This is a genomic window from Pedobacter jejuensis (genome assembly GCF_003725795.1).
Classification (GTDB): domain Bacteria; phylum Bacteroidota; class Bacteroidia; order Sphingobacteriales; family Sphingobacteriaceae; genus Pedobacter; species Pedobacter jejuensis.
This window is the reverse complement of sequence record NZ_RBEE01000012.1, coordinates 230,945-256,924: the sequence shown is the minus strand read 5'-3', so window position 1 is coordinate 256,924 and position 25,980 is coordinate 230,945. Positions and strand designations below refer to the sequence as shown.

The following is a 25,980-nucleotide window of genomic DNA, read 5'->3' as shown; positions in this document are numbered from 1 at the left end:
GAAAAATGAAAAAATCTAAATTAATGTTCTCTCTGGCTCTAGGAGCCTTGTTTTTTAGTGTTAATGTGTATGCCCAAGATGCCATTACCTGGAGCACACAACGTAACGGTGCAAAAGTAGCTGATACTGTTGCTTTGGGAGATTATTTGCCACTTAAAGATGATGTGGTGTATGTAGAAACGGTAATCGAGATACCAAATGTAAGTCAAAAAGAACTTTTCTCCAGAGCAAAGTTGGCTATTCAGAAAACCTTCACAAATAGTAAAATGGGTACTTCAAACTACGATGCCGAATCGGGTATCTGCAGTATCAATAATTTTTACGACATCAGTGATATGACGGCTTTTAGTGCCTTGGCTACAAATAATCCTGTTACAGATCAATATAATTTTAATGCATTGCTATCCATTATCGTAAAAGATGGTAAGTATAAAATTAAAATGGAAGTTCCCCAGTTCTCATATGGGCAAGCTTCAAGGTATAAAACCTATTCAGACTTTCAAGGCAATGCCGTTCCAGTCTCAACTTTAGCTAATAATAAGCAAGGTAATAAACGCCAACGTATGAGGGTGCTTAAAACTTTAAACGATAAAATGCTTGTTACCTTCAATCTCGTACAAAAAGAAATGAGTAAGAAGTTAGATACTGATTTTTAGTTCTCAGTCGAGCTGTAGCGTTATTTGGTACAGCTTTTTTTAAGAATTATATTAAGCAAAGCCATTTGCAAAATGATTAATTATTGCAGTAAATTTTAATTGAGGCATTGGAGGTAGCAAGTATTTAACTAAAGTAAAAATTAAGCAAATAAAAAACATTCGTAACATGATAAAATTTAAATTAACAATACTCTCAATTCTAACACTATTGCTATTTTCATGCACTAGTAGTGAAAGTTCAGAGAATAAAATATCATCTGAAACCGAGCCGACTAACTATGCAGAAACACCTGTAAATGCTCCTGCTAATAATGATTCACAGGCAAGTTCGGTGTTGCCTCAAAGGCATGAACCAATTACAACAGAAGAGAAAAAATATAATGGTGATGGATCTGTCACTGTAACTAGAATTACAACTGATGGGGTCGAAGTTAAAAAAAGTGATGAAACTTTTTTTCCAAATGATGTGAATGACAGTATCCGAGCGCCTGGAAAAGAGTTTGTGACAAGCAATTTTGATGAAGCTTATAATTATGCTAGAAAAGCATATTTGAGTTCTGAAGATGTAGAAATTGCTAGTGAATATTTAAAAAAAGCAATGTCTTATTTCGAAGATGCAGAAAGTGATGCAGATGATGTAAGTTGCGACGATGCAAGATCTTCAGCTAGCGATGGGTATAGCTATGCTAAAAAGGGCTATAATGAAACTGATCCAAGTGAAATTGAAAGTTTTGCTAAAAAAGCAATGAACGAAGCTGAAAATGGTAAAAGTGCTATGGGAGATTGTAAAAGAAACAAAGAGAGAGGTTTCTAAAGCAATTAACAAGTTATCATACAAAAAGATCCGTTATACCTTTATTAATTTAAAACTAAGCCAAATGCTACATGAGCAATTATTGAAACAAGTTTTAAAGAGGCTTTGGAGGGTGAAGAGGAAGCTACTATATAAAATGTAATTAACAATAAAAACGCTTAAATGAAACCACCTTCAATCATTACAATAGAAAATAATTTATTTGAAACATCTGATTTATTAAGCATACTTAAGAATCAAGGTCACACTTTCGACAATACTTTTGGCCCAGAGGGAGAGTACACTTTGAAAGGCTTGGTAGATGGGATAAAAAGTGTGGTTTCTGATTTAAAATTTCTCACCAATCATCCAAATATTTTTATTCGTTTATCTACTAGTTCTGAACGTACAAACTTAGCGGCAAATTTTCAAAATTTAAAAACCTATTTAGACAGTTCGAATTTTAGTTATGTAATAACCCATCTAGAGGCAATAAAAACTGTCTTAAGACAATATAATTTAAGGACTAATAAAGAATACTTTGCAGAATTTCATCAACAGTTTGATCTTTTAAAGATTAAGTATTCCGAAATTGAAGAGCTCCTAGTAACTGCAAAAAAAAGTGCAGAACTTGCCGATAAATCAAAGTTAGAAATTGAGGCATCGAAATTAGAATTTGATGAGAGTTTAAAACTGTATGACGAAAATTTAGAAACCTTTGACAAAAAGATTCTGGAATTGAAGGAGACAATTACAGAAGCTGACGCTACGCTTGAAAATATAGAAGAAATTGAAGAGAAGTCAGCAGGTCACCTATCATTGATTGAAAATCATAAAACAACGATTTTAGATTTTTTGGCGAAAATAACAGATAGGGAAAAAGATCTTGATAAACAAAACTCCCTCTCAAAAGACTATGAAATAAAATTAGCAAAATATAAAGAAGAACAAGTTAAAATCCTTAAAGAATCAAAAGGTTTAATAGATTCTGCTAAAAAAGCACTTGAATATAAAACTGCGGAAGGAATGAGTGCAGCCTTTCAAGAAAAGCATACTAAGGCTGTTGAAGGAAAAGTTTTAACTGGGTGGGCCGTTGGAGCAATTTTGTTTGTAATCTCAGCATTAGGTATAGGAATTTGTTTTCTTATAATTGAAAAGCATGATTTATATTCTCTTCTTGGTAGGGTAAGCTTAATGTCACTATGTGTTGTAGCAGCGACTTTTTGTGCAACTCAATATAATAAACAAAAGAATTTAATTGAAGATTATGCTTATAAAACAGTTCTAAGTAAATCCTTTATTGCTTTCGCAGAGGAGTTAAAGAAACACGATAAAGATGACTACGGTTCAATGGTTCAAAACATGTTGAAGGAAATTCTGCAAGACCCTTTAAGGCAAAGAGAGAAAACTAGGGAATTGAATCTTTCAAGTATTAATTCAAAAGATTTAGAATCGCTGGCAAATGCAATATCAAAAATAACTAGTACAGGAAAATAGTAATAAAATTATGCTCTCAAAACTCAACTCATTTAAAGAAAAAAGATGCTTTCCTTTTTAGGCAAACCGAAATCTTAAATCAAATATTAACATTCAAAAGGAAGTTATTTTTTTGCAAAAAAAAATACGAATAATCAAAAACTTGCTTAGTTTTAAGTGCTTAGTGTAATTTTTATATAATATAGCTTGGTAATATCAAATTGATAATTATCTTTGAAAACTTAACTTATAAGTGAAGAAAAAAATAACCATTATTCCATTTGAAGAACATAATGCATGTAATCTATTTTCTATTCGTATAGATGATGATGAATGTGAAATGATGAAATTCGCCAATAAGCTTATCAAAGATGAAAAACGAGACGACTTACAGAAAATTGCTCATCAATTCGCAAAAATCGGAGAGTTTGGAGCCGAAGAAAGGTTTTTCCGTCCAGCAGGCAAATTTAAAGATAATGTATGGGAGCTGCCTCGTCACTATATAGTTAAATCAAATTACCGGCTTTATTGTTTAAGATACGGAACTAGTGTTGTGATATTGGGAAACGGAGGTTTAAAGGAAACGAGAACCTACCAGGAAGAGCCAGAACTACATAAGTTTGTAATTCTTCTTCAGACAATAGACGAAAAAATTAAGCAGCTTATAATCAAAGGAAAACTGTCCATCGCTAATAAGCAAATTACTGGAAAATTAGAATTTTTCATTTAACCAAAAACAACCAACATATATGTTAAAAAATCCATTAATGGAACAGCTAAGAAGCGAAATAAGTGTAGAAGATAAAGCACTTATAGACGACTCTTTTGCGCTGTCTAACCGGATAGCATACCTTTTAAAGAAACACAAAATATCACAAAAAAATCTTGCTCAAAAGCTTCAGAAGAGGGAATCTGAAATTAGCAAATGGCTAAGTGGTGGTCATAATTTTACCCAACAAACACTAACAAAAATCTCTTTAGCAATAGGTGAGCCTATCTATCAAATACCAGGAGCAGAAGTTCAAATTGAAAAGGCGATAGATAGCATCCACATTTTTAAGGCGATTATTTCAAAATTGGTCGAGTTAAAGAAAATTAGCCACACACATTTTGAGAATTATAGTGAAAAAGAAGTTTCGTCACTATGTGTCGGTGCTTCTGGAGTAATTTGTAAATCGGCTACCGAACAAGAAAAGGCAAATTTTTCGCCAGCCAACCTACATAAAAGTGATTTCAAGAATATTGAAAAAGCAATAAGCTAAGTGTCATGAAAATTAAAAAACCCAAAATAGATATATCGAAACTTTCTGTTACTCAGATTATTCCGAAAACAAAAAGTATTGTGAACGATCCTGTTTTGATGGATATAAAAAAGCCTACTGCTAGTTTTCAATTAGAAATGACGCCAATGTTCAACCTAGCAGAAGATGCTATTAAAATAGAACTTTCAGTTTCCATTGATTTAAATAAAGGTAAAAAACTGCATGCTCAAGTTGCTGTATTTTCTTATGACTTTTATTACCAGTATAATAATTTAAAGGATTTGTTAGACGAAGAGGGTGAAATTGTTTCAGAGATTTTTCTTACCTGTTCTAATTTAAGTTACTCAACTTTGAGAGGGATTATCTATTCAAATTCTGCTAAAACTTGTATAGAAAACATTTTGTTGCCAATAGTTACCGGAACACAGTTAATGGAAGGTGCTGTTAAAAGTCATTAAAAGTCTTGCTTTTAGCTCTAAAACATATTCATATTTAACCTAGCAGTAGTAATATCAATATTATTGTAGGGAAGTTTTATATAGATAATGGATGCAAACTATGCATTAAGATAGTTCTAAAAACTCTTTGCATATGATAAATCAAACGATAGGTCAATTGGAACTTTTGGAAGAGCTTTTTTAGGTACATTGTCAGAAAATATTCTTAGAATTCTTTCCAGAAGATAAAGAATTCAATGAACTTTTGGGTACGTTGAAAATCGTTGAGACATATGTAAGTAGAATAACATTAGCCTATTGTCTTTGTTTAATTGAAATATCCGTAAAGTCGATTTAAAAATCATTGGAAAAATAGGAAATAGTTTAGCGTAGCAACTTTCTGCAGCATTTGAATATTCTGAAATTCCAAAATGGGTTCGATTATTAAAATGTTATAGAGTACTTTTTCTCAGCGAGCCAACTTTGTGTGCTAAGATTGGTGATATTTTCAAGTTTGGTTAACACAATAATCTTTTATTTAAATGGTATTTTAGGTATGGCACGATGAAAAAAAGGAAAGCTGATTAAATATTGTTTAGAATGCACGTATGAGCGATTTCAATAAATTAAAGTTCCAGCAATTAGAAAATAAGTTTGCTAATGAGTTTGCTGATGTAAATAATAAACAAATCTTATTTTCTGGAGCATTTGGTTCTGGTAAAACAACTTTTTTAAGAGATTTTGCAGCCGAAAACTCAGATACAATTTTCACTCACATTTATCCAGTAAATTATACTTTACACAGTAATACAGATATCTACGAAATATTAAAATATGATATCATTTTAGAGCTAATAAGCTTAGGCTGCTTTAAGAGCGAAGATGTTGATAGTCTTTTGCAATACACATATGCACTCTCACAGACGGCAGATGGTGCTGTTAAAAAGGTTCTTAATCTTTTTTCGAAAACAGGTAAAAAACTTGATGACCTTCAAGGAATATTTAAAACATCTATTGACAAATTTTCAAAAATTAAGAATAATTTAAGCAACCCACTCTTAAGTGTTTTGGATTTCGGCAATGAAGTAGATTCATTAAAAGGTTATGAGTATGAAGACTTTATTACTTCAGTAATTAAAGAAAAACTCTGTAATTTTAAAAAGAACGTAGTACTGATAGTCGATGATTTAGATACAATAGATCCCGAGCATCTATTTAGGCTGATTTCAATTTTTAGGGCACATATAGATCACCATACTAACGAAAATAAGTTCGGGTTTGATAAAATTATATTTGTAGCAGATGTTAATAATCTAAAGACAATGTATGCACACCGCTTTGGTTCGAGCGAAAGTTTTAGTGGTTATATTTCTAAATTGAGCTCTAAAGATATATTCTACTTCAATCCATCAAAAGAATTATACACGAATTTAAATGGGTTTTTATCAAGGATTTATGTTACACTTGAAGGAACAGGCGGTAAACTGCCTTTGCTTCAAAATAGCAGTGATAACACTAAGCTATTAGCTGTCTATCTTCTTGCAAACCTTGTGAATATAAATATACTAAACTTAAGAGATTTAGTAAAAGAGAATGTACTGCATTATAGTATTGATAGCTATATTGATAGGTATCAATCTAATTTATATCATCTGGATATTTATCCAATATATACGCTAATTAAATACTATGTTGCTAATCCAACTTTAATAAAGTCGACTTTTACTCGTATTGAAGATGATCCCCTTGGCTTAAATCAAGTTTTTCAAGGTGTAAGAAATTATGAATTCATGTATTCCAATTTTTCAGTTCCATTTTTAGAGGTAATTTCGTATTTGCCAGAATTTAAAGAAAAAAAAGAAAATGAAATTTTTGAATTTAAGGTTGATGGTAAATTATTCGAGATTAACCCTTTCAAGCAATCAATGTCAAGAAAACTTAGTTTTAGAGTTAAAGATGAAACTATTTCTGCAAGAGATTTTTTTCTGTTAGCAGGTTATTGTCTCTCACAATTTCAGAAAAATATTACAGACCTGTAAAATCAATTATTTTCTCACAACTTGATAACTACAAATGAAAAAGCTTTTTCCATGTAAAGCCAACTGAAAGCCTTTTTGCTATTTGCAAGGCATCAAATTATTCGGTCTACGCTTCGATTAATGTCAAAAGAGGTTCAGTCTATGTTGGTATTTCTGGTAGAAAAAGTGATGATCTACCAAAAATTATGATTGCTTGCTGCGGTAGGCATTAGAGAAATGCTTACAGGCTAATAATAAGCCTATTTCTTTATCTTCTTCACCAGGCTCTCTATGATTCTTGGATAATGTAAATGTTCCAGTTGTTGTCCTTTAAACTTAACCATTTCTAAATTATCGTTTTTATCGATTTTATATTTAGCCTGGTAAATGTATTCCCCTTCATCATAATGTTCATCTACATAATGTATGGTGATACCACCTTCTGTTTCGCCGGCTGCCATAACAGCGTTGTGAACATTGTCGCCATACATGCCTTTGCCACCAAATTTTGGAAGAATAGCCGGGTGTATGTTTACGATTCTTCCGGGATAGGCATCAATTAAATTTTTTGGAATAAGCCATAAAAATCCGGCAAGCACGATAAAATCTATATCAAGATTTTTGAGTAAATCGATAACCTCATCGGTTTTGTAAAATTCGTTTTTATCAAAAATATGACTAGGGATTTCGAAATTATCTGCTCTTTGTAAAACATAAGCATCGGGATTATTGGTCAACACCAAAGAAATTTCTGTATCGGCACTGCGTTTAAAGTGCTCCATAAGTTTTTGGGCGTTAGAGCCCGAACCCGAAGCAAAGATGGCTATTCGTTTTTTCACTCAAATTCTGTTTCTCCAAAAATAGCATTTTTAAGTAGCTATTCTTAAATGCTGGTGTTTTTTCTAATTAAATTTTGGTTGTGTACATCATAATTTTTAGCTTACATTTGTGCTGCATTTAAGCGGATAAAAAAAATCTTCAAAAAAAATGAAAGTGTTTTGTAATTTAAAAACATTAATCCTATATTTGCAACCCGAATTAAAGGAAACGAATAAGAAAAAATAAAGGCTAAATTACAATGGCAAATCATAAATCTTCATTAAAAAGAATTAGAGCAAACGCTACAAAACGTTTACGTAACAGATATCAGGCTAAAACTACACGTACTTTTATCAAAAGACTACGTGCTGCAGAAGATAAAAAAACTGCTTCAGATTTATTGCCTAAAGTAATCTCTATGCTAGATCGTTTAGCAAAGAAAAACGTTATCCACAAAAACAAAGCAGCTAACAATAAATCAAAATTAACGAAATTCGTTAACGGTTTAAGCTAATTTTTTACGATATTAGTAGAAGGCATCCCAACCAAAAGTTGGGATGCCTTTTTTTTATCCAAAAAAATGGCAAATTACGATCAAAAAATAGGCATAAAACTTTGGGCCGAAGAAGACCGGCCAAGAGAAAAGCTTCTGCTTAACGGGCGAAGGTTTTTAACCGATGCCGAACTTATTGCTATCCTCATTGGCTCGGGCAATAAAAATGAAACTGCTGTAGATTTAAGTAAGCGCATCCTCAGCTACTACGAAAATAACCTAACCAAACTCGGTAGGGCATCCATCACCGATTTATCTAAGTTTAAAGGCATTGGCGAAGCGAAAGCAATTTCTATTGTGGCAGCGCTTGAATTGGGACTTAGAAGAAAAGAAAACGTAGAGGAAGAGTTGGTACAGGTAACCGCTTCAACCGATGTGTATAAATACCTTCAACATACTTTTGCCCACCTTAACCATGAAGAGTTCTGGATATTGTTGCTGAACAGTGCCAATAAAATTATGGGCAAGCATCTTATTAGTAAAGGCGGACAAGCAGCTACGGTAGTCGATCCGAAAATCATCTTCAAAGTTGCAATTGAAAATAGTGCGGCTTATATTATTCTTGCGCATAACCACCCATCCGGAAATTTAAAACCCAGTGAAAGCGATAACAAACTAACCAGGAATTTAATAGCCGCTGGAAATATGCTGGAGTTGAAAATTGTAGATCATTTAATTTTTACCGACAGGGAATTTTTTAGTTATAAAGACGAAGGTTTGATGTAAGTTGTAATTAATAAAACAATTGTTACTTAACCTTAAATCAATATTGGAGCTAAACATTTTTGTAATTTGGCCAAATGAAAACTCTATTAAATTTTATAACCTGTTTGCTTATAACAAGCGCTTCTTTCGCCCAAAAAAAAGAAACACCCATCAACATTATAACCTACAATGTTCGTTATAATAATCCTGGAGATGGTGTTAATGCCTGGCCAAACCGTAAAGAAAATGTTAAAGCATTGGTGAAATTTTATGATGCTGATATTCTTTGCGTACAGGAAGCCTTAGCCGATCAGTTTGATGCTTTAAGTGAAAATACAAATTTCGCCAGTCAAGGTGTTGGCCGGGATGATGGTAAACGTAAAGGTGAGTTTTCGGCAATATTTTATGATAAAACCAGATTTAATAAAAAGGATGGAGGCACTTTTTGGTTGTCAGAAACGCCTAATGTACCTTCAAAAGGTTGGGATGCGGTTTTGCCAAGAGTTTGTACCTGGGTTAAACTTTACGATAACTTAAATAAAAAAGAATTTATTGTTTTCAATACGCACTACGATCATGTTGGTGTACAAGCCAGGATTGAATCTGCTAAATTAATAAAGCAAAAAATACAGCAAATTGCGCCAAAGTTGCCTGTAGTTTACACCGGAGATTTAAATGTAACACCAGAAACGGAAGCCATAGCTACTATAAAATCTTTTCTGCAAGATGCTAAGGAAGTATCTGTAGAAGCACCTTATGGTCCGGCGGGAACATTTAACGCATTTGATTTTAACAGCGAGTTGAAAAACAGAATCGATTATATTTTTGTAAATAATAGCTTAAAAGTTCAAAAGTTTGCTGTACTTAGTGATAGTAAAGATAAAAGATATTATTCTGACCACTTACCAGTTTTTGTAAGGCTATACTTTAAGTAATTATTTGAATACTAACCACTTATTTCCTTTCCAGTTTCAATTGTTTGGTAATCATTATCATTACCATTACCTATTCGAAACCCTTGCATTCATTATTGGTGTTCGGGTATATTATTATCTAAAAAAGGGAATTCAAGATCCAATTACCGATGAGAACCGGTTGTGGATTATGCTGGGAGCAATGCTTGGGGCTTTAATTGGCTCGAGGGTTATTGCTGTTTTAGAAACGCCTTCAACATTAAATCAAATTACATTTTTAACACTTTACCAAAGCAAAACCATTGTTGGTGGTTTGCTAGGTGGTTTGTTTGGTGTAGAATTGATAAAAAAAATCATTGGTGTTAAAATCGCATCCGGCGATTTGTATGTGGTGCCAATTATCATTGCACTACTTATTGGCAGGCTAGGCTGCTTTTCGATGGGTATTGATGAACCAACTTATGGCATCCCCACCAGCTTTTTTATGGGTATGGATTTAGGCGATGGCATCAAAAGGCATCCGATAATGCTTTATGAAATGCTATTTCTTATTTTACTGCTATTCATATTTCAATCGCTTAAAAGAAAAAATATGATCAATGGCGATCGTTTTAAACTGTTTATGGTTTTGTATTTTTTCTTTCGCTTTTTGGTTGAGTTTATAAAACCTTATCCACCTTTATTTCTAAATTTAAGCAGCATACATTGGTCGGCATTGTTTATTTTTATTTATTATTATAAATTCATTAGCAGAATAGCAACTGCCGCATTTACCAATCAAGTACAAGAATATGGCTAATACCAGAGATTACGTTTACTACGATTACACAAAAAGCCTTTGTCCAGAATGCCTGATGCTGTGCGATGCAAAAATTGTATTTCAGGATGCAAAGGTTTTTATGCTTAAAATTGTAAAACCCATGGTGATAGTAAAGTTATGATTGCGGATGATGTGGAGTATTACAAGCAAATCAGAAATTATAATAAGCAATCAGAAATGCCATTGAAGTTTAACACCAAAGTACATTATGGTTGTCCGTATGATTGTGGTTTATGCACCGACCACGAGCAGCATTCTTGCTTAACCGTTATAGAAGTTACCGACAGGTGTAATCTGGCCTGCCCAACCTGTTACGCCATGTCATCGCCAAACTATGGCCGGCACAGAACGTTAGAGGAAATTGAGCGTATGCTGGATGCCGTGGTTGCAAATGAAGGTGAACCCGATGTGGTTCAGTTATCAGGCGGGGAACCAACCGTTCATCCTGACTTTTTTGCAATCCTGGATTTGGCAAAAACGAAACCTATTAAGCATTTAATGGTGAATACGAATGGTATTAGAATCGCTAAAGACCTAAATTTTGTAGCCAAACTGGCAAGCTACATGCCCGATTTCGAAATCTATTTGCAATTTGACAGTTTCAATGCCGATGTGCTTACGAAATTGCGTGGGGAAGATTTAACCGAAGTCCGTAGAAAAGCCATTGATAACCTGAACCAATTTAATGTATCAACTACGCTGGTAGTGACCTTGCAAAAGGGGTTAAATGATGGAGAAATTGGCGATATCATTGATTATGCTACCAAGCAAAAATGTGTTCGTGGAGTAACTTTTCAGCCAACACAGGTTGCCGGCAGAAATGACGATTATAACGACCAGGCAGGAAGAATTACATTAACCGAAGTAAGAAGAAAGATATACGAGCAGTACCCAACCTTTACACCTCAGGATTTAATACCCGTTCCATGTAACCCTGATGCACTTTGTATGGCTTATGCCTTAAAAATTGGGGACGATGTTATACCTATGACGCACTTAATCAATCCGGAAGATTTATTAAACAACTCAAAAAATACCATTGTATTTGAGCATGATGAAAAACTAAAAGAGCACATGCTTAATTTATTTAGCACGGGTGTTTCTGTAGATTGCGCCGAAGATACTTTTGGTGAATTGATGTGTTGTTTGCCAAGGGTCAAATCAGATAGCCTGAGTTACGATAATCTTTTTCGTATTATTATCATGAATTTTATGGATGCGCTTGATTTCGATGTTCGGGCGGTAAAAAAATCTTGTGTACACATTGTTAGTGAGAAATATAAAATTGTTCCTTTTGAAACGATGAATATTTTTTATCGTGATAATAAAATAGATGCCATAAGAGCTAAACTAAATATGAATTGATATGATAATTCTACTATTACTTTATGGGTTGGCAATTGTAGTGTTATTCGTAACTGGCATTATCATGATGATTGTTAGCTCATCCAATAATACATCGGTAAAGCCGGGTTTAAAATTACTTATTGCATCTGTTATTATGGTTGTAATAGGACTTGGAGCCTGTGCTGTTCTTTTAGCAAACGGTTAGCTATGGAAATTTTTGTTATTTACTGGCTGTTGGTTGGTGTACTTTTCACCATTGGGATAGTTCAGCTCATTATGAAGTCTGTAAAAAACCAACCGGTAAAACCTGCCTTAAAATTAATTATTGCGTCGGTAATCTTGGTGGTTGTTGGTGCTGGAGCATGTGCTGTGATACTTTCTAATCTAAGTATTGGTCATTAGGCTAAATAGGATATTTATTTCTAGCAAGAACCAAGAACGACGAAAAGCTTAGCGATGGTAGTCTTTTCACGAGCCATAGCCATGCATTAAATTTTTCCCCCGCATATCACACAGGTATTCGCATATCTTTTTCTGCGTAGATCAGCGTAATCTGCGGGCAATAATATTGTGGTACTTTATTATTGGCATCATCCAGCTGATTATATGCGAGGTGAAAAATAGATTTTTCCCGCAGATGCCGCAGATACTCGCAGATCTTTTTCTGCGCAGATCAGCGTAATCTGCGGGCAATAATAAAACTGTGTTTTTGGGTCATTCATCTGATTATGCAATAGGTAAAAAAAAATCCCCCGCAGATACTCGCAGATTTTTTTGCGTAAATCACCGTAATCTGTGGGAAATAATCATCTGATGCTTTTCGTTACAATACAGTCGATGACGGAATTTTTTATTACATCAAGTTTTCTCGTTTAGGTTCCTGCTTTACGGTTTAAATAATATCTTTGCATTTTATAAGTTTTCGGGAAGTGGATTGTTACACAGTGTGTCTCAAATCTGTTATCTTAAATCTCAAACCTCAATAAATGAAAATATCATATAATTGGCTTAAGCAATTCGTTAAAATAGATAAAACGCCTGCAGAACTTTCTTTAATCTTAACCGATGTTGGTTTAGAAGTAGAAAGTGTTGATAAAGTTCAGCCTGTTATCGGTGGCTTGGAGGGCTTGGTTATTGGCGAGGTTTTAACTTGTGTACAACATCCAAATGCCGATCGTTTGAGGGTAACAACAGTAAATGTAGGTGCTAAGGAAAACCTTCAAATTGTTTGTGGTGCGCCAAATGTTGCTGCCGGACAAAAAGTTGTTGTTGCAACCGTTGGAACGACAGTGTATCCTTTAGAAGGTGAGCCTTTTAAAATCAAAGAATCGAAGATAAGAGGGGAAGCATCGCAAGGAATGATTTGCGCTGAAGATGAAATCGGTTTAGGGAAATCTCACGATGGCATTATGATTCTACCTTCAGAAACCCAAATTGGGATTCTAGCAAAAGAACATTTTAAAATGGATGATGATTTCGTTTTTGAAATCGGATTAACACCAAACCGTGCTGATGCAGCTTCTCACTTAGGTGTGGCTAGAGATTTGGCCGCTTATTTTAGAAGTGAATATGAAATGCCTGATTTATCATCATTCAAAGTTGATAACGAAAATTTAGTTATTCCGGTTGAGGTTGAAGATGTTGAAGCTTGTCCGCGTTATAGCAGCTTAACCATTTCAGGAGTTGCTGTTCAGGAATCTCCAGATTGGCTTAAAGATAAATTAAAGGTGATTGGTTTAAGACCAATTAATAACGTCGTAGATGTTACCAATTTCGTGTTGCATGGTTTAGGTCAGCCTTTACACGCCTTCGACGCCGATAAAATTGCCGGAAAAAAGGTAATCGTTAAAAAGGTAAATGAAGGAACTCCTTTCTTAACCCTTGATGATGTTGAGCGTAAATTAAGTTCAGAAGACCTAATGATTTGCAATGCCGAAGCTCCAATGTGTATTGCCGGCGTTTTTGGCGGTAAAACATCGGGCGTTGATGCCAATACAAAAAACATATTTCTAGAAAGTGCGTATTTCAATTCGGTTTCGGTTCGTAAAACATCGAAACGACATGGGTTGAAAACTGATGCTTCGTTCCGTTTTGAGCGTGGTACTGACCCTGAAATTACCGTTACTGCATTAAAACATGCTGCCATTTTAATAAAGGAAATAGCAGGTGGTGAAATATCTTCATCTGTATCTGATATCTATCCAAGCCATATTAAACCCTTCGAGTTCGAGGTAAGTTATAAAAATATAAATAAACTGATTGGGGCAAATATTCCGTCTGCAGAAATTAAACATATCATCACTGCTTTGGGGATTTCGGCAACCAATACATCAGATGATACTTTGGCTTTAAGAGTTCCATCATTTAAGGTTGATGTTACCCGCGAATGCGATATTACCGAAGAAGTATTGAGGATTTATGGGTATAACAATATTGCAATCCCAACTAAAATTAATGCATCGCTGGCCAACACATCTAAACCAGATAAAGAGAATACACAAAATGCGATCGCCGATATGCTTACTGCTAATGGTTATGCTGAAATTATGTGTAATTCATTAACGAAATCTGCTTATTCAAAAAACTTAGATGAAGCTGTATTTATTTTAAATCCTTTGAGTAGCGATTTAAATGTGATGCGCCAAAATTTATTAATGCCTGCATTGGAAAGTGTTGCTTATAACCAGAATCGTAAAAATGCTGATGTTAAGTTTTACGAATTTGGTAAAACGTACCATTTAATAAATGAAAAGTATGTAGAACGCCCTCGATTATTGTTGCTGATATCTGGTGGTAAAGAGCGTGAGCAGTGGAACCAAAATGCGAAATCGGCCACATTTTATAATTTAAAAGCTGCGGTTGATGCTATAATCTCACGTTTAGGGATTTCATCCTATCAAAGCGATGTGCTGCAAGATGAAAATTTTGCTTATGGCATCAAATATTTTAGAGGAGATAGGGCTTTAGTAAGTTTTGGTGCGGTATCTAAAGCAGATAGAAAGCAGGCAGATGTAAATGCAGAAGTTTTTTATGCAGATTTTGATTGGGCTGCACTGCTTGATATTGTAAAGAAAAATAAAATCGTAAATAAGGAAGTTTCTAAATACCCACAGGTTAGAAGAGATCTTTCTATGTTAATCGATAAAAATGTAAGCTTCGATACTTTAAAGGGAATTGCCTTTAAAACCGATAAAAAGCTGATAAAGGAAGTTGGTGTTTTTGATGTTTACGAAGGAGATAAATTACCTGAAGGGAAGAAATCTTATGCTTTGAATTTTATTTTGCAGGATGAAGAGCAAACCCTTACCGATAAGCAAATAGAAAATACCATGTCGAAACTAATTGCCAATTTAATAGGGCAGGCAGGGGCAGAAATTAGGAAATAAAATTTAAATTCGTATTTTTAGAAATATATTCATGGCTTCTGTTGCAGATCAATTAGATAAAGTATTACAAAAAACGGCTCGCATTATTGAGTTGTGTAATGCTTTGCAGGAAGAAAATGATTTATTAAAGCTTGAAAATCAATCGTTAAAAGTTGCGCTTGATACTTCGAAAAGCAAACATATTGATCTGGAAGAGAAGCTCAAGGTTACTAAAATTGCTAAAAGTATTGAGGGCGCAAGTGAAAAGTCGCTTGATATTAAACAAAAAATTAACGATTTTGTGCGGGAGATTGATAAGAGTATCGCATTGCTTAAAAAATAAGTGATGAGGCAAAATCAGAAACTAAGCTAAACAATGGGAGAAATCTCGATTAAAATAACCATTTCCGACCGTATTTATCCATTAAAGGTAAATGTGGAAGAGGAAGAAATTGTGAGACGGGCAGCAAAAATGATCAATGAGCGCATAAAAGATTATCAGGATAATTATGCGGTTAGAGATAAGCAGGATCTTCTTTCTATGGCAGTTTTGCATTACGCAACTGCGGTATTAAGAACTGAAAATAAGGTGCAAAACCAAGATACTGCTGTTGCTGATAAAGTTGAAGAATTGGATGTTTTATTAAACGATTTCTTTGCAAAATAGGGTACGTTCTTTTTAAGTATTCGTTGTTATGGCGCAAGCCATAATCTGATTATAAGGTGCTGAATTGATTCAGTATGACGACAACTTATTATAAATTAGCATAAAAACATAGCCGCGGCTAGTTTTTTGAGTTTCAAATTTTATAAAACTTAACACTTCAATATCTATGGGGTTAAGAGGGCGTATTTCATCTGCTATGGCACCTGAAAATGGCTTAAATCCCAATTATGCTTAGTTGAGGTTTAAAATGTATGAGACTTTAAAAAATTAGTCGCGGTTTTTTTTACTTAAAAAACAAAATGGAGATAACGGAAATTTTAGGATACATATTCGCCGTAATAGCAGGCTTAGGTATCGGTATAGTAGTAGGCAGATTTTTACTGCGCAGCTTACTTAAACAGCAGGAAATTGCTGCACAGAGCAAGGTTAAAAAGATTTTAAAAGATGCAGAGAACAATGCAGAAATTTTAAAAAAGAATAAACTTTTAGAAGCAAAAGAAAAGTTTTTGCAAATGAAAGCGGAGCATGAACAAGAAGTAAATGCTAAAAACAACAACATTAACCAGCGTGAAAATACCATAAAGCAAAAAGAGCAATCGGTAAATCAACGCATGGAAAACTTTAATAAAAAGGAAGCTGAACTGGATAAACAAAAAGTTCATCTGGAAAAACAAACTGAACTAGCGATTAAAAAACAGGATGAAGTTGAAGTTTTAAAAAATCAACACCTAACCCAGTTAGAGTCAATTGCTGGTTTATCTGCTGAAGAAGCTAAAAATCAGTTGGTAGAAAACCTTAAAGAAGTAGCCCGTACCCAGGCTATGATTCAAATCAAAGATATCGTTGATGAAGCTAAGTTAACTGCAAGTAAGGAAGCGAAAAAAGTAGTTATCCAAACCATTCAACGTACGGCGACAGAAGCTGCTATAGAAAACTCCGTATCAATCTTTCATATCGAAAGTGATGAAATTAAAGGTCGCGTTATTGGTAGAGAAGGAAGAAATATACGTGCTTTAGAAGCTGCTACTGGTATAGAAATTATTGTAGATGATACACCTGAAGCCATAATCCTATCCGGTTTCGACCCGGTTAGAAGAGAGATTGCCCGTTTGGCTTTACATCGTTTGGTTACTGATGGTCGTATCCATCCGGCTCGTATTGAGGAGATTGTTGCCAAAACTAAAAAGCAAATTGAAGATGAAATCGTTGAAATCGGCGAACGTACTGTTATCGATTTAGGTATCCACGGTTTACATCCTGAACTAATTCGTATGGTTGGACGTATGCGTTACCGCTCATCATACGGACAAAATCTTTTACATCACTCGCGTGAGGTAGCTAATTTCTGCGCCACAATGGCAGCAGAATTGGGCTTGAATGCGAAGATGGCTAAGCGTGCTGGTTTGCTTCATGATATTGGTAAAGTGCCTGATGATAATCCTGAATTGCCTCACGCAATTTTAGGTATGCAATTGGCCGAAAAATATAAAGAACATCCAGAAATATGTAATGCAATTGGTGCTCACCACGATGAAATCGAGATGACTTCGATGATTTCGCCAATTATTCAGGCTTGTGATGCGATTTCAGGCGCTCGTCCTGGTGCTCGTAGAGAAGTTGTTGAAAGCTACATTAAGCGTTTGAAAGATTTAGAAGAGCTTGCACTTTCGTATCCAGGTGTAGAGAAAACTTTTGCCATTCAGGCTGGTAGAGAACTACGTGTGATTGTAGAAAGCGAAAGAATTACAGATGCTCAGGCAGAATTATTAGCGGCAGATATTTCAACCCGCATTCAAACGGAAATGACGTATCCTGGTCAGATTAAGGTTACCGTAATCCGGGAAACCCGTTCGGTAGCTTTTGCGAAATAATTGTTGAGTCGTCACTCTGAATTTATTTCAGAGTCTTTATGATATGATGCTGAACTAAATTCAGCATGACGATGCATGAAATAAACAAAATTTAAAGCGATGGAAATTCCATCGCTTTTTTATTGACTAATTTTTTCATCAAGCTGTATTATTGTTTTGGTATGTAGCGTTTGATTAACAAGGTGCGTTTAAGAGTAAAAACATCAATATGAAAAAAATATTAAATCTCTCTTTGTTAATGATTGTGATGTTCAGCATTAGTTGTAAAAAAAATAGTAATGATGAAAAAATTGAAATCGATACTAACAATTTAACTACTTGTCCGAAAGATTTCAATTGTACCTATTTGTATCATGATGCTGCAGATTTTGGCGAACCCTTTTTTTTAAATCTTAAAAAAGGAAGTTACAAGGTTTTTAAATATAGTGCCTTATTAGGTTATGGAAACTATGCCAAGTATGTTTACATGCGGATACCGATGAATGTTACACAGTTCAGTCTAACTAACAAACAAGTTTTAGCAGGCGAAGTAAAATTTGCTAACCCATGCACGTCATGTAATACCATTGGAGTAAAAATTGTTGGTGGTAGCTTTAAAGGAATTAAGACCTCAACATCTTTTGGAGTGCCAAAATGGTTACTTGATGGTCAGTTATATCTTGGCTCGATAACGCCATCAGCTTATAGAGATACCATTAGGATTAAACAATATTTTACATTGGATCCAACTGGTATATAAATTCAGAAGTAAATTATTTTTCCATCGTTGGTCAATGCTCCCGCAAAAGCGATGAAAAAATTTCAAGCATTCAAGCCGAAATATAAACCTTATAGGTTTTTAAAACATATAATATAAATGAAAATGAAGCGATGGATATTCCATCGCTTTTTTTATTTTTACATAATGAGCAAGCAAACCATAAAAACTGAAATTAAGCGCCCGGTTGATATTTATTTTGATAAATACCAGGAAAGCCACAATAATGAAACCAACGAGGTTATTCATTGGATTTGCGTTCCGTTAATCATCTTTAGCTTATTGGGTTTGGTTTGGTCAATACCTTTTCCGCATCTTGGGTTTTTAGGGAAGTATAACGGTTTTGTAAACTGGGCTTCTTTTCTGATTGCATTTTCTGTTTATTATTATTATCGTCTTTCTCCTGTGTTATCATACATGATGTTGCTCGTAATTATTTTAATGAGCTGGGGAATTGTTTCTTTAGAGCAATTGGAGAAAAATGGCGGTCCGGCAGTTTGGTTAATTTGCCTGATTATTTTTGTTGGAGCCTGGATTGGACAATTCATTGGTCATAAAATCGAAGGTAAAAAACCATCGTTTTTAGATGATGTTAAGTTCCTGTTAATAGGCCCGATTTGGTTATTGCATTTCATTTGCAAGAAAGCAGGTATTAAGTACTAGTCTTAACGTTGATCACATTAAATTAACCTTTAGCTAAACAAAGCTTAATTAACATCTAACATACAGCTAACATTGTGGTAATAGCTTTGCCTAAAATTAAATACAGGCAAATTGAACTTACTCACTACTTTTAAGGGCGCAGCATTTACGATGCTGATTTTATTTTTAAGCATAGCTTCTTATGCGCAAACCGGTAAAATTTCAGGTAAAATAACAGATAAAACTACGGGTCAGACATTGGTTGGTTTATCTGTATTAATCGAAGGAACTTCTATTGGTACAACAAGTGATGCAGAAGGAAATTATGTTTTAAATACGGTAAAACCAGGAACATACAGAATAAGTTTCTCTTTCATTTCCTTCAAAAAGCAAGTTATCCCGAATGTAATTGTAACCGCTGGACAAACCACAACCATTAATGTTATAATGGAAGATGATTTATCTACATTAAATGATGTTGTAATTACGGGAACCAGAAAAACAGGAACTGAGGTTTCTTTACTGGCAGAATTAAAAAAATCACAATCAATAGCTAACGGCGTATCATCGCAAACGATTCAAAGGTCTGGCGATACCGATGCTGCCCAGGTTGTTAAACGTGTTCCGGGTATTACTATAGTTGACAATCGTTTTATCAACATTCGTGGTTTATCAGAACGTTATAATAATGTTCAGCTTAATAATGTAACGGCTCCAAGTTTAGAAACAGATGTAAGGTCTTTCTCGTTCGATTTAATTCCAAGTAATCAAATAGACAGAGTATTGGTTTATAAAAGTCCATCAGCTGATATCCCTGCAGACTTTGCCGGTGGTGTAGTGAAGGTTTTTCTAAAAAGTATCCCTGATGACGATAGATTAACCATCGATTATGGAACAAGTTACCGTGAAAATGCAACCTTTAAAAACTTTAAAAGAACCAATACCGGTAGTTTATATTTCACAGGCTTTAATACAGGAGATAACGATTTACCGGTTAATTTTCCTTCAAATTTAAATGCCGTTAATGCCAGTAAGCTTAATGCAGCAGGACATGCGCTAAGAAATAACTGGGTTCCAGATGAGAATACTGCCAATTTAGATCAGAAATTAAACATTTATGGCAGTAAACGTTTTAACATCAATAATAAGTTATTAGGTAACATTACAGCCATTACGTACAGCAATAGCAAAACAAATAATGCTGTGTTTAGAGGGAATTATGAGGTTTATGATCCAGTTTCTAAAATCGCTGAAGAAAACTACCGTTACAATGATGATCAATATACATACAATGTGCGTTTAGGTATTGTACACAACTGGGCATTCAAATTAGATAATAACAACACATTCGAATTTAAAAACTTATATAACCAATTAAGTACTTCTCAATACGTGAGTCGTGTAGGTGCAGAAAAGCAGCAAGCCTACGCCAATTTCGCATCGAACGTGCTTTATCGTGGTATTTACTCAGGCCAATTATCGGGTATTCATAAATTTAATAATGAAACCACAAAGTTTGACTGGGTTGCGGGTTACAGTAAATCATTTAGAGATCAGCCAGATTATTCTCGTTACAGAACTTTAGATAATGGCGATGGAACATTTAATATTTTCGTTCCAACCGGTGGTGCTCAACCAGAGTTTTTAGGAAGATTTTATTCAAAAATGAATGAAGACATTAAAACCGGTGCATTTAATGTTGAGCAGGCTTTGGCTCCAAAATCAGAAGGATTTAAACCTTCGGTAAAAGTTGGTGGTTATTATGAAGATAAGCAAAGAACTTTCTCATCCAGAAATATTGGTTATGTAAGAGCGAATTCATTAACGTTTGACCAATCTTTATTAAAAGGAACCATTGAAGAACTTTTCGACTGGAAAAACATTAATACCACTACAGGAATCAGATTGGATGAGAAATCTAATCCGTATGATAATTATGATGCTTCAAACAGATTGTTAGCTGGTTTTGCAAATTTTGTTTTGCCTTACAAAGAGAAGTTTACAATCGTAGCCGGAGCAAGAGTTGAAAACAACGTTCAAAAACTAAATAGTTTTGATGCTGGCGGACCGGTAAATGTAAATAACGATATCACCAGAGTTCTTCCATCTGCAAATGTTCAGTATAACATAACTGAAAAATCTCTTTTAAGATTGGCTTATGGTAAAACGCTAAACAGACCAGAATTTAGAGAGATAGCACCATTTTCATTCTATGATTTCGACCAAAATTTTAACATCTCGGGTAACCGTGATTTAAAAACGGCCAAGATAGATAACTATGATTTAAAATATGAGTTCTATCCATCAACGAGTGAGTTGATTAGTATCTCAGGTTTTTACAAAAAGTTTAAAGATGCGATAGAGATGACTGCTGTTCCTGGATCTAATGCTCAATCTTTTAATTTCAGTAATGCTCAAAATGTTAGAAATATAGGTGTAGAATTAGAAATGCGTAAATCTTTGGCGGGTTTAAGTTCCTCTAAATTTTTAAATGACATTACTCTTTTGGTAAATGCATCCTATATAAACAGTAAGGTAGAATTTGATGGTGCCAGTGCTTTTGGACAATCGAATAATCGCCCGATGCAAGGTCAATCGCCATACATCATCAACACTGCTATATTTTACAACAACATTAAATCAAAGTTTCAGGTTAATTTATTGTATAACGTTGCCGGCAAGCGTATCGCATTTGTGGGTACTGATTTAATCAGAGATATCTATGAAATGCCTAGGAATGTGATTGATTTAGTGGTAACGAAAAATTTCACCAATAAACTTTCTTTAAAAGCCAACTTTAACGATTTGCTAAATCAAAACTTCACCTTAATGCAAGATGGAAATCAAGATGGCACTTTTGATAAATCAGTTGACCAGGTAACCGTTCAATTTAAAAGTGGTCGCCAGGTTGGCTTAACCCTTTCTTACAAATTATTTTAACAAAACTCCATAAAAGACATAAAAAATAAAAAAATGAATATGACAAAGCTTTACAAGCCAAAATTTGGTACTAACGCCCTAAAAACACTAGTTTTTGTTTTGGCAGGGACATTAATTTTTAGTTCATGTAAAAAAACTACCATCATTGAATATAATGAAGCTGGAAGTAATGCAGGTACAGGAACAGGTACAACACCTGTTAAACCTATCGTTGAAGTAGCGACTGGTAGTATTACAGTTAATACCAGATGGACAAAAGATAATATTTACAGACTTAACGGATTTGTAAGAGTTGGTAGAGATGTGAAAAATAAAGCAGGATTAGCTGCAGTTGAAGGTGTTACTTTAACAATTGAAGCTGGTACTGTAATTATTGGTGATAGAGAAACCAAAGGCACTTTAGTAGTACAAAGAGGAAATAAAATTATTGCAGAAGGTACTGCATCTGCTCCAATTATTTTTACTTCGGAACGTTCTGCAGGTTTACGCGAGCCAGGAGATTGGGGTGGTGTTGTTTTATGTGGAAAAGCTTCAAATAACCAAGCTGGTGGCGAAGCAGAACTAGAAGGTGCTTACGAAGGATGGCATGGAGGTACAAATGATGCTGATAATTCTGGTATTTTAAAATATGTTAGAATTGATTATGCTGGTACGCCAGTTTTTCCAAATCAAGAAGTTAACTCTTTAACAATGGGTTCTATAGGTTCAGGAACTGTAATCGACTATGTACAATGTTCTTATGGTTTAGATGATGCTTTTGAATGGTTTGGTGGAACCGTAAATGCAAAACATTTAATTGCATACCGTGGTTTGGATGATGATTTCGATGTTGATTTTGGATTCCGTGGTACAGTTCAGTTTGCTGTGGGTATTCGTGACGCTAATTCAGCCGATCAATCGGGTTCGAATGGTTTTGAGGTTGATAATGATGCTTCAAGTACAAATGTTACGCCATATACATCACCACAATTTTCAAACGTTACTATTATCGGTCCGAAGAAAGATGCAACTAAAACCATTTCAACTCAATTCCAAAATGCAATGCATTTGAGAAGAAATAACAAAATTAAAATATACAACTCTGTATTTACAGCTTACCCTAATGGTTTGTTTATTGATGGAGCAACTACATTAGCAAACGCTGCAAATGGCGAATTGGTGTTGAAAAACAATGTACTTGCAGGTGTTGATGGTTGGGGAGCTAACGGTTATGGAACTGGTGGTACTACCACTTTTCCAAATCCTATAGGTGTTGAAACTAAATCGACTGGTAATGTTGGTGCTCAAACCATTGATGTTTGGTTCAAAACTGCTGCTTTTGCAAATGAAACGTATCCAAAATGGGGTGATTTAGGAATTGATGGTAGCATTTTCGACTTAGGCGCTACACCTAAATTTACATTAAATACAGGTTCTATATTATTAGCTGGCGCAAACTTTACAGGTTTAACTGGCTTTGATGTTGTAACACACCGTGGTGCTTTCGGAACAACAGACTGGACTGCAGGTTGGGCAAATTTCACCCCACAAACAAACGTTTATTAATCAAATACAATATTGCAAAAAAAAGCCGGAACGAACATTCCGGCTTTTTTTTGTTTTATTATTCGCTTAATTCTGTAACTGCAGGCTTTGCTTTTTTAGCAATTGGTTTTACAGGTAATGCTTTTTCACTTTTAGCAACTATAACTTCTTCTTTAATAAAAGGTGCGATTGAATCTTCTTTAGTGGAAATGTTTATTTTTTTGGAAAGCTGTTTCGCAAATCGTTCGATAACTTTATCTGCTTTTTTTGATTTTCCGTAGTTTCCCACAACTTCGTTAAAGGCACTTGTTAATTTTGCTTCTATTTCTTTACGTATCTTTTTGCTTGCCGATTGCTTTTTCGACTTGGATTTATTCTTCTTCATTTTGCTGGACGTGATTTTCCCAAAGATAAAATTTCAGAAAGTTAAATTAATATTATGATTATGTTAACTGTAGGATAAGTGTTAACAAGCAAATTATTTAGCTATACCTTTAATCAAAACAAAAATCGATTGTTATGAATATAGATTATATTATTATTGCAGTTGTGGTTGTTGTTTTAATCATCCTGCTTATTTTATTTTTGCGAAGAAATAATAAAGATGAAAAGGAGTTTGAGCAAGATATTATTCAGGAAGAACTAAATCCCGAAAAGCACAAGGGCGACAAAACTTAAACGGTTTTTGTTAGATAAGCGAGCCTGCAGAAGCGCTTCCTCCCATATCTAATGCACTTTGAAATTCTTCAAGGTATTGTAACAGATGTCTTTCTGCCGTTGCAAAAGATGTAAACGATGCAGATGGCTCATGGGCATCACTACTGTTGTGGTTCTTGTAAAACAAACTGGTTTGGAATACGAAAATATCCTCTTTATTTACCGGAGACATGATTCTGGCTTTAACCGGATTGGCGTGTATCTCTGTGAAATATTCTTTTAAAATGGTGTAAATTACAGGAATCATATACTTCAATTTTAATTAATAGAGATTAAATGGTTTTTGGTTCCTAAATAAAAGCTTGCTGGTGTGAGTTATTAAGCATTTTATCATCTCCTCTGAAAATGCAAATTACATTTAAAGCATTGGCAAACCATATCTAAACAGAATCTAAATTAGTTTAAATAGACAAACTTTAATGCTATTAATTATTTAATAACATTAAGTTAACATTAATTTAATATGTAAAAAGGCTTTATTTATTGGGTAAATAATTGTACACTATAGTATAGTTTACATTTTTTAATTGAGCAGATAGTTGCCCTATTTTTAAGTCTGTAGCTTGCGGTGTTGGTTCACAGAAGGCGTATCTTCTGCCATTGTATAGCAAATAATCTCCTTTCACCGGCTTATCGAAACTTACAGCCATGGTTAAATGTGTTGGATATAAAATGGCAACCATTGGCAGGTTATAAATTTCTTTTACCAGATAAAAAAATAAAGCAGCCCGGTCGTCGCAATCACTATATTTTGTAAGTAAGGTTTCTTCAGGCGATAAACGTTTTTCTTTACCAAAATTTTCTTCGTCGTTCTCATACAAAAAGGCATACCGGGTAAACCTCATTAAATAATCTACACCTCTCTTTTGCTCCATGCCTTTCAGGTTATCTTTTAGCATGGGTATCAACGAGCTATGCGTTTCTCTGCTGAGTGGGATATTAAAATAAGTTTCAAAATCAACGCCAGGATAATTGGCAAAAATTGCTTTAACATCGTTATTAACTTTTAGCTTAAAGTGATAAACTTTTTGCTTGTAACTAAAGTCAATTGCTTTTTCTACATATCTATCTGGATTAAAATCCGGCATTCTGGTTACCTTATATGAAAAAGAATTTTTGGCTTCAGGAACTAAAATATTTACTGGTTTATAGGTATTAGCTTGTTTAAATAATTTGCCATAATCGTGGTAATTAAGGCACATATATTTTTTATCATTAATCATAAAGAAAGGGATATCACTTATATCTTCATCGTTTCTTACATAAAAAATTATTTGTCCGTTGCCCACGGCAAGTCGGGCATCATAACCACATTTACTTAATAAAAACCATTTGTATAGCGTATATCGGCTATAATTTTCTGCCTTCGGACTTATCTCCTCTGCTGTTTTACGAATTAACTGATAATAAATCCAGTCATTAAGTTTGTACTTTTCTTTATAGCTCGTTAAAGCTGAAACTATCGGTTGATAATTTCCCTTGCTAATTTCTGAGTAAAAACTATTTATAGTTTCGGCAGAAGCATTTGGAGAAGAGTTTACAACAATGGAACTATCTGCAGAGAAATTGAAAGTGCCATCAAAAAAATCGAAAGCATGGTTTTGGGCCTTTGCTGTTGTAAATGATAGCATTATGATAAAACATAAAGCCACGGTTAAAGAATATGTATTCGCCCACTTTTTCAATGCATTATATTT

28 protein-coding genes are annotated in these 25,980 nt (G+C 34.3%); 24 read left to right on the top strand and 4 right to left on the bottom strand.

All coding sequences use genetic code 11. The features are described from left to right. Window positions 1-5: 5 nt before the first annotated feature. From D7004_RS08720 to D7004_RS08690, 7 genes are all read left to right on the top strand, one after another. Window positions 6-656, top strand: a complete 651-nt coding sequence (locus D7004_RS08720) for a DUF4468 domain-containing protein (protein WP_123205486.1) — start codon at window positions 6-8, stop codon at window positions 654-656. A gap of 166 nt (window positions 657-822) precedes the next feature. Then, window positions 823-1,470, top strand: coding sequence for a hypothetical protein (locus D7004_RS08715; protein ID WP_123205485.1), 648 nt, complete (start codon window positions 823-825; stop codon window positions 1,468-1,470). Between the two features lie 162 nt (window positions 1,471-1,632). Next, the gene (locus tag D7004_RS08710; protein WP_123205484.1) at window positions 1,633-2,946 is read left to right on the top strand and encodes a hypothetical protein; all 1,314 of its coding nucleotides are present in this window, start codon (window positions 1,633-1,635) and stop codon (window positions 2,944-2,946) included. Window positions 2,947-3,178: 232 nt separating this feature from the next. Next, window positions 3,179-3,655 (top strand): hypothetical protein, encoded by a 477-nt coding sequence (locus D7004_RS08705; RefSeq protein ID WP_123205483.1) that lies wholly within the window; start codon window positions 3,179-3,181, stop codon window positions 3,653-3,655. 19 nt (window positions 3,656-3,674) lie between these two features. Next, window positions 3,675-4,187 carry a helix-turn-helix domain-containing protein gene (locus D7004_RS08700; RefSeq protein ID WP_208646808.1) on the top strand — a complete coding sequence of 171 codons (513 nt, stop codon included), beginning with the start codon at window positions 3,675-3,677 and terminating at the stop codon, window positions 4,185-4,187. Window positions 4,188-4,192: 5 nt separating this feature from the next. Next, window positions 4,193-4,645 (top strand): hypothetical protein, encoded by a 453-nt coding sequence (locus D7004_RS08695; RefSeq protein ID WP_123205482.1) that lies wholly within the window; start codon window positions 4,193-4,195, stop codon window positions 4,643-4,645. Between the two features lie 587 nt (window positions 4,646-5,232). Further along, window positions 5,233-6,663 carry a P-loop NTPase fold protein gene (locus D7004_RS08690; RefSeq protein WP_123205481.1) on the top strand — a complete coding sequence of 477 codons (1,431 nt, stop codon included), beginning with the start codon at window positions 5,233-5,235 and terminating at the stop codon, window positions 6,661-6,663. A gap of 239 nt (window positions 6,664-6,902) precedes the next feature. Here the strand turns inward: D7004_RS08690 and purN are convergent, their stop codons facing one another. Continuing rightward, window positions 6,903-7,481 carry a phosphoribosylglycinamide formyltransferase gene (purN, locus tag D7004_RS08685; protein WP_123205480.1) on the bottom strand — a complete coding sequence of 193 codons (579 nt, stop codon included), beginning with the start codon at window positions 7,479-7,481 and terminating at the stop codon, window positions 6,903-6,905. Window positions 7,482-7,720: 239 nt separating this feature from the next. On the opposite strand from purN, the gene rpsT reads away from it, so the two are divergent. From rpsT to D7004_RS08610, 16 genes are all read left to right on the top strand, one after another. After that, window positions 7,721-7,975, top strand: coding sequence for a 30S ribosomal protein S20 (gene rpsT / locus D7004_RS08680; protein ID WP_123205479.1), 255 nt, complete (start codon window positions 7,721-7,723; stop codon window positions 7,973-7,975). 66 nt (window positions 7,976-8,041) lie between these two features. Continuing rightward, window positions 8,042-8,740, top strand: coding sequence for a RadC family protein (gene radC / locus D7004_RS08675; protein WP_123205478.1), 699 nt, complete (start codon window positions 8,042-8,044; stop codon window positions 8,738-8,740). A gap of 74 nt (window positions 8,741-8,814) precedes the next feature. Then, entirely contained in the window at window positions 8,815-9,654 is an 840-nt protein-coding gene (locus tag D7004_RS08670) for an endonuclease/exonuclease/phosphatase family protein (RefSeq protein ID WP_123205477.1), read from the top strand. Between the two features lie 4 nt (window positions 9,655-9,658). Next, window positions 9,659-10,432 carry a prolipoprotein diacylglyceryl transferase gene (locus tag D7004_RS08665; protein ID WP_123205476.1) on the top strand — a complete coding sequence of 258 codons (774 nt, stop codon included), beginning with the start codon at window positions 9,659-9,661 and terminating at the stop codon, window positions 10,430-10,432. Beyond that, window positions 10,425-10,574, top strand: a complete 150-nt coding sequence (locus D7004_RS20990) for a hypothetical protein (protein WP_244214278.1) — start codon at window positions 10,425-10,427, stop codon at window positions 10,572-10,574. Before D7004_RS08665 ends, D7004_RS20990 begins: the two co-directional genes overlap by 8 nt. Further along, the gene (locus D7004_RS08660; RefSeq protein WP_244214277.1) at window positions 10,571-11,818 is read left to right on the top strand and encodes a radical SAM protein; all 1,248 of its coding nucleotides are present in this window, start codon (window positions 10,571-10,573) and stop codon (window positions 11,816-11,818) included. Before D7004_RS20990 ends, D7004_RS08660 begins: the two co-directional genes overlap by 4 nt. A 1-nt stretch (window position 11,819) precedes the next feature. Then, window positions 11,820-12,005 carry a hypothetical protein gene (locus tag D7004_RS08655; protein WP_123205475.1) on the top strand — a complete coding sequence of 62 codons (186 nt, stop codon included), beginning with the start codon at window positions 11,820-11,822 and terminating at the stop codon, window positions 12,003-12,005. A 2-nt stretch (window positions 12,006-12,007) separates the two neighbouring features. After that, window positions 12,008-12,202, top strand: a complete 195-nt coding sequence (locus D7004_RS08650; RefSeq protein ID WP_123205474.1) for a hypothetical protein — start codon at window positions 12,008-12,010, stop codon at window positions 12,200-12,202. A 584-nt stretch (window positions 12,203-12,786) separates the two neighbouring features. Continuing rightward, complete coding sequence (pheT, locus tag D7004_RS08645; protein ID WP_123205473.1) at window positions 12,787-15,186, top strand: phenylalanine--tRNA ligase subunit beta; 2,400 nt, start codon at window positions 12,787-12,789, stop codon at window positions 15,184-15,186. 31 nt (window positions 15,187-15,217) lie between these two features. Beyond that, entirely contained in the window at window positions 15,218-15,508 is a 291-nt protein-coding gene (locus D7004_RS08640; protein ID WP_123205472.1) for a hypothetical protein, read from the top strand. Window positions 15,509-15,541: 33 nt separating this feature from the next. Continuing rightward, window positions 15,542-15,832 carry a cell division protein ZapA gene (locus D7004_RS08635; protein ID WP_123205471.1) on the top strand — a complete coding sequence of 97 codons (291 nt, stop codon included), beginning with the start codon at window positions 15,542-15,544 and terminating at the stop codon, window positions 15,830-15,832. A gap of 299 nt (window positions 15,833-16,131) precedes the next feature. Continuing rightward, window positions 16,132-17,703, top strand: a complete 1,572-nt coding sequence (gene rny, locus D7004_RS08630) for a ribonuclease Y (protein ID WP_123205470.1) — start codon at window positions 16,132-16,134, stop codon at window positions 17,701-17,703. A gap of 208 nt (window positions 17,704-17,911) precedes the next feature. Further along, window positions 17,912-18,442, top strand: coding sequence for a hypothetical protein (locus D7004_RS08625; RefSeq protein WP_123205469.1), 531 nt, complete (start codon window positions 17,912-17,914; stop codon window positions 18,440-18,442). Between the two features lie 165 nt (window positions 18,443-18,607). Continuing rightward, on the top strand, window positions 18,608-19,123 hold the full coding sequence (locus D7004_RS08620; RefSeq protein ID WP_123205468.1) for an Mpo1 family 2-hydroxy fatty acid dioxygenase: 516 nt from the start codon (window positions 18,608-18,610) through the stop codon (window positions 19,121-19,123). Window positions 19,124-19,234: 111 nt separating this feature from the next. Beyond that, window positions 19,235-22,042, top strand: a complete 2,808-nt coding sequence (locus tag D7004_RS08615; protein WP_123205467.1) for a TonB-dependent receptor — start codon at window positions 19,235-19,237, stop codon at window positions 22,040-22,042. Between the two features lie 33 nt (window positions 22,043-22,075). After that, on the top strand, window positions 22,076-23,587 hold the full coding sequence (locus tag D7004_RS08610; RefSeq protein ID WP_123205466.1) for an Ig-like domain repeat protein: 1,512 nt from the start codon (window positions 22,076-22,078) through the stop codon (window positions 23,585-23,587). Window positions 23,588-23,645: 58 nt separating this feature from the next. On the opposite strand, the gene D7004_RS08605 is transcribed toward D7004_RS08610, so the two are convergent. Next, window positions 23,646-23,951 (bottom strand): hypothetical protein, encoded by a 306-nt coding sequence (locus D7004_RS08605; protein ID WP_123205465.1) that lies wholly within the window; start codon window positions 23,949-23,951, stop codon window positions 23,646-23,648. Window positions 23,952-24,085: 134 nt separating this feature from the next. Between D7004_RS08605 and D7004_RS20635 the strand changes: the two genes are divergently transcribed. After that, on the top strand, window positions 24,086-24,244 hold the full coding sequence (locus tag D7004_RS20635) for a hypothetical protein (RefSeq protein ID WP_167459453.1): 159 nt from the start codon (window positions 24,086-24,088) through the stop codon (window positions 24,242-24,244). Between the two features lie 10 nt (window positions 24,245-24,254). On the opposite strand, the gene D7004_RS08600 is transcribed toward D7004_RS20635, so the two are convergent. Both D7004_RS08600 and D7004_RS08595 read right to left on the bottom strand, forming a co-directional pair. Then, window positions 24,255-24,530 (bottom strand): hypothetical protein, encoded by a 276-nt coding sequence (locus D7004_RS08600; protein ID WP_123205464.1) that lies wholly within the window; start codon window positions 24,528-24,530, stop codon window positions 24,255-24,257. Window positions 24,531-24,759: 229 nt separating this feature from the next. Further along, the gene (locus tag D7004_RS08595) at window positions 24,760-25,914 is read right to left on the bottom strand and encodes a hypothetical protein (protein WP_123205463.1); all 1,155 of its coding nucleotides are present in this window, start codon (window positions 25,912-25,914) and stop codon (window positions 24,760-24,762) included. Window positions 25,915-25,980: the final 66 nt, after the last annotated feature.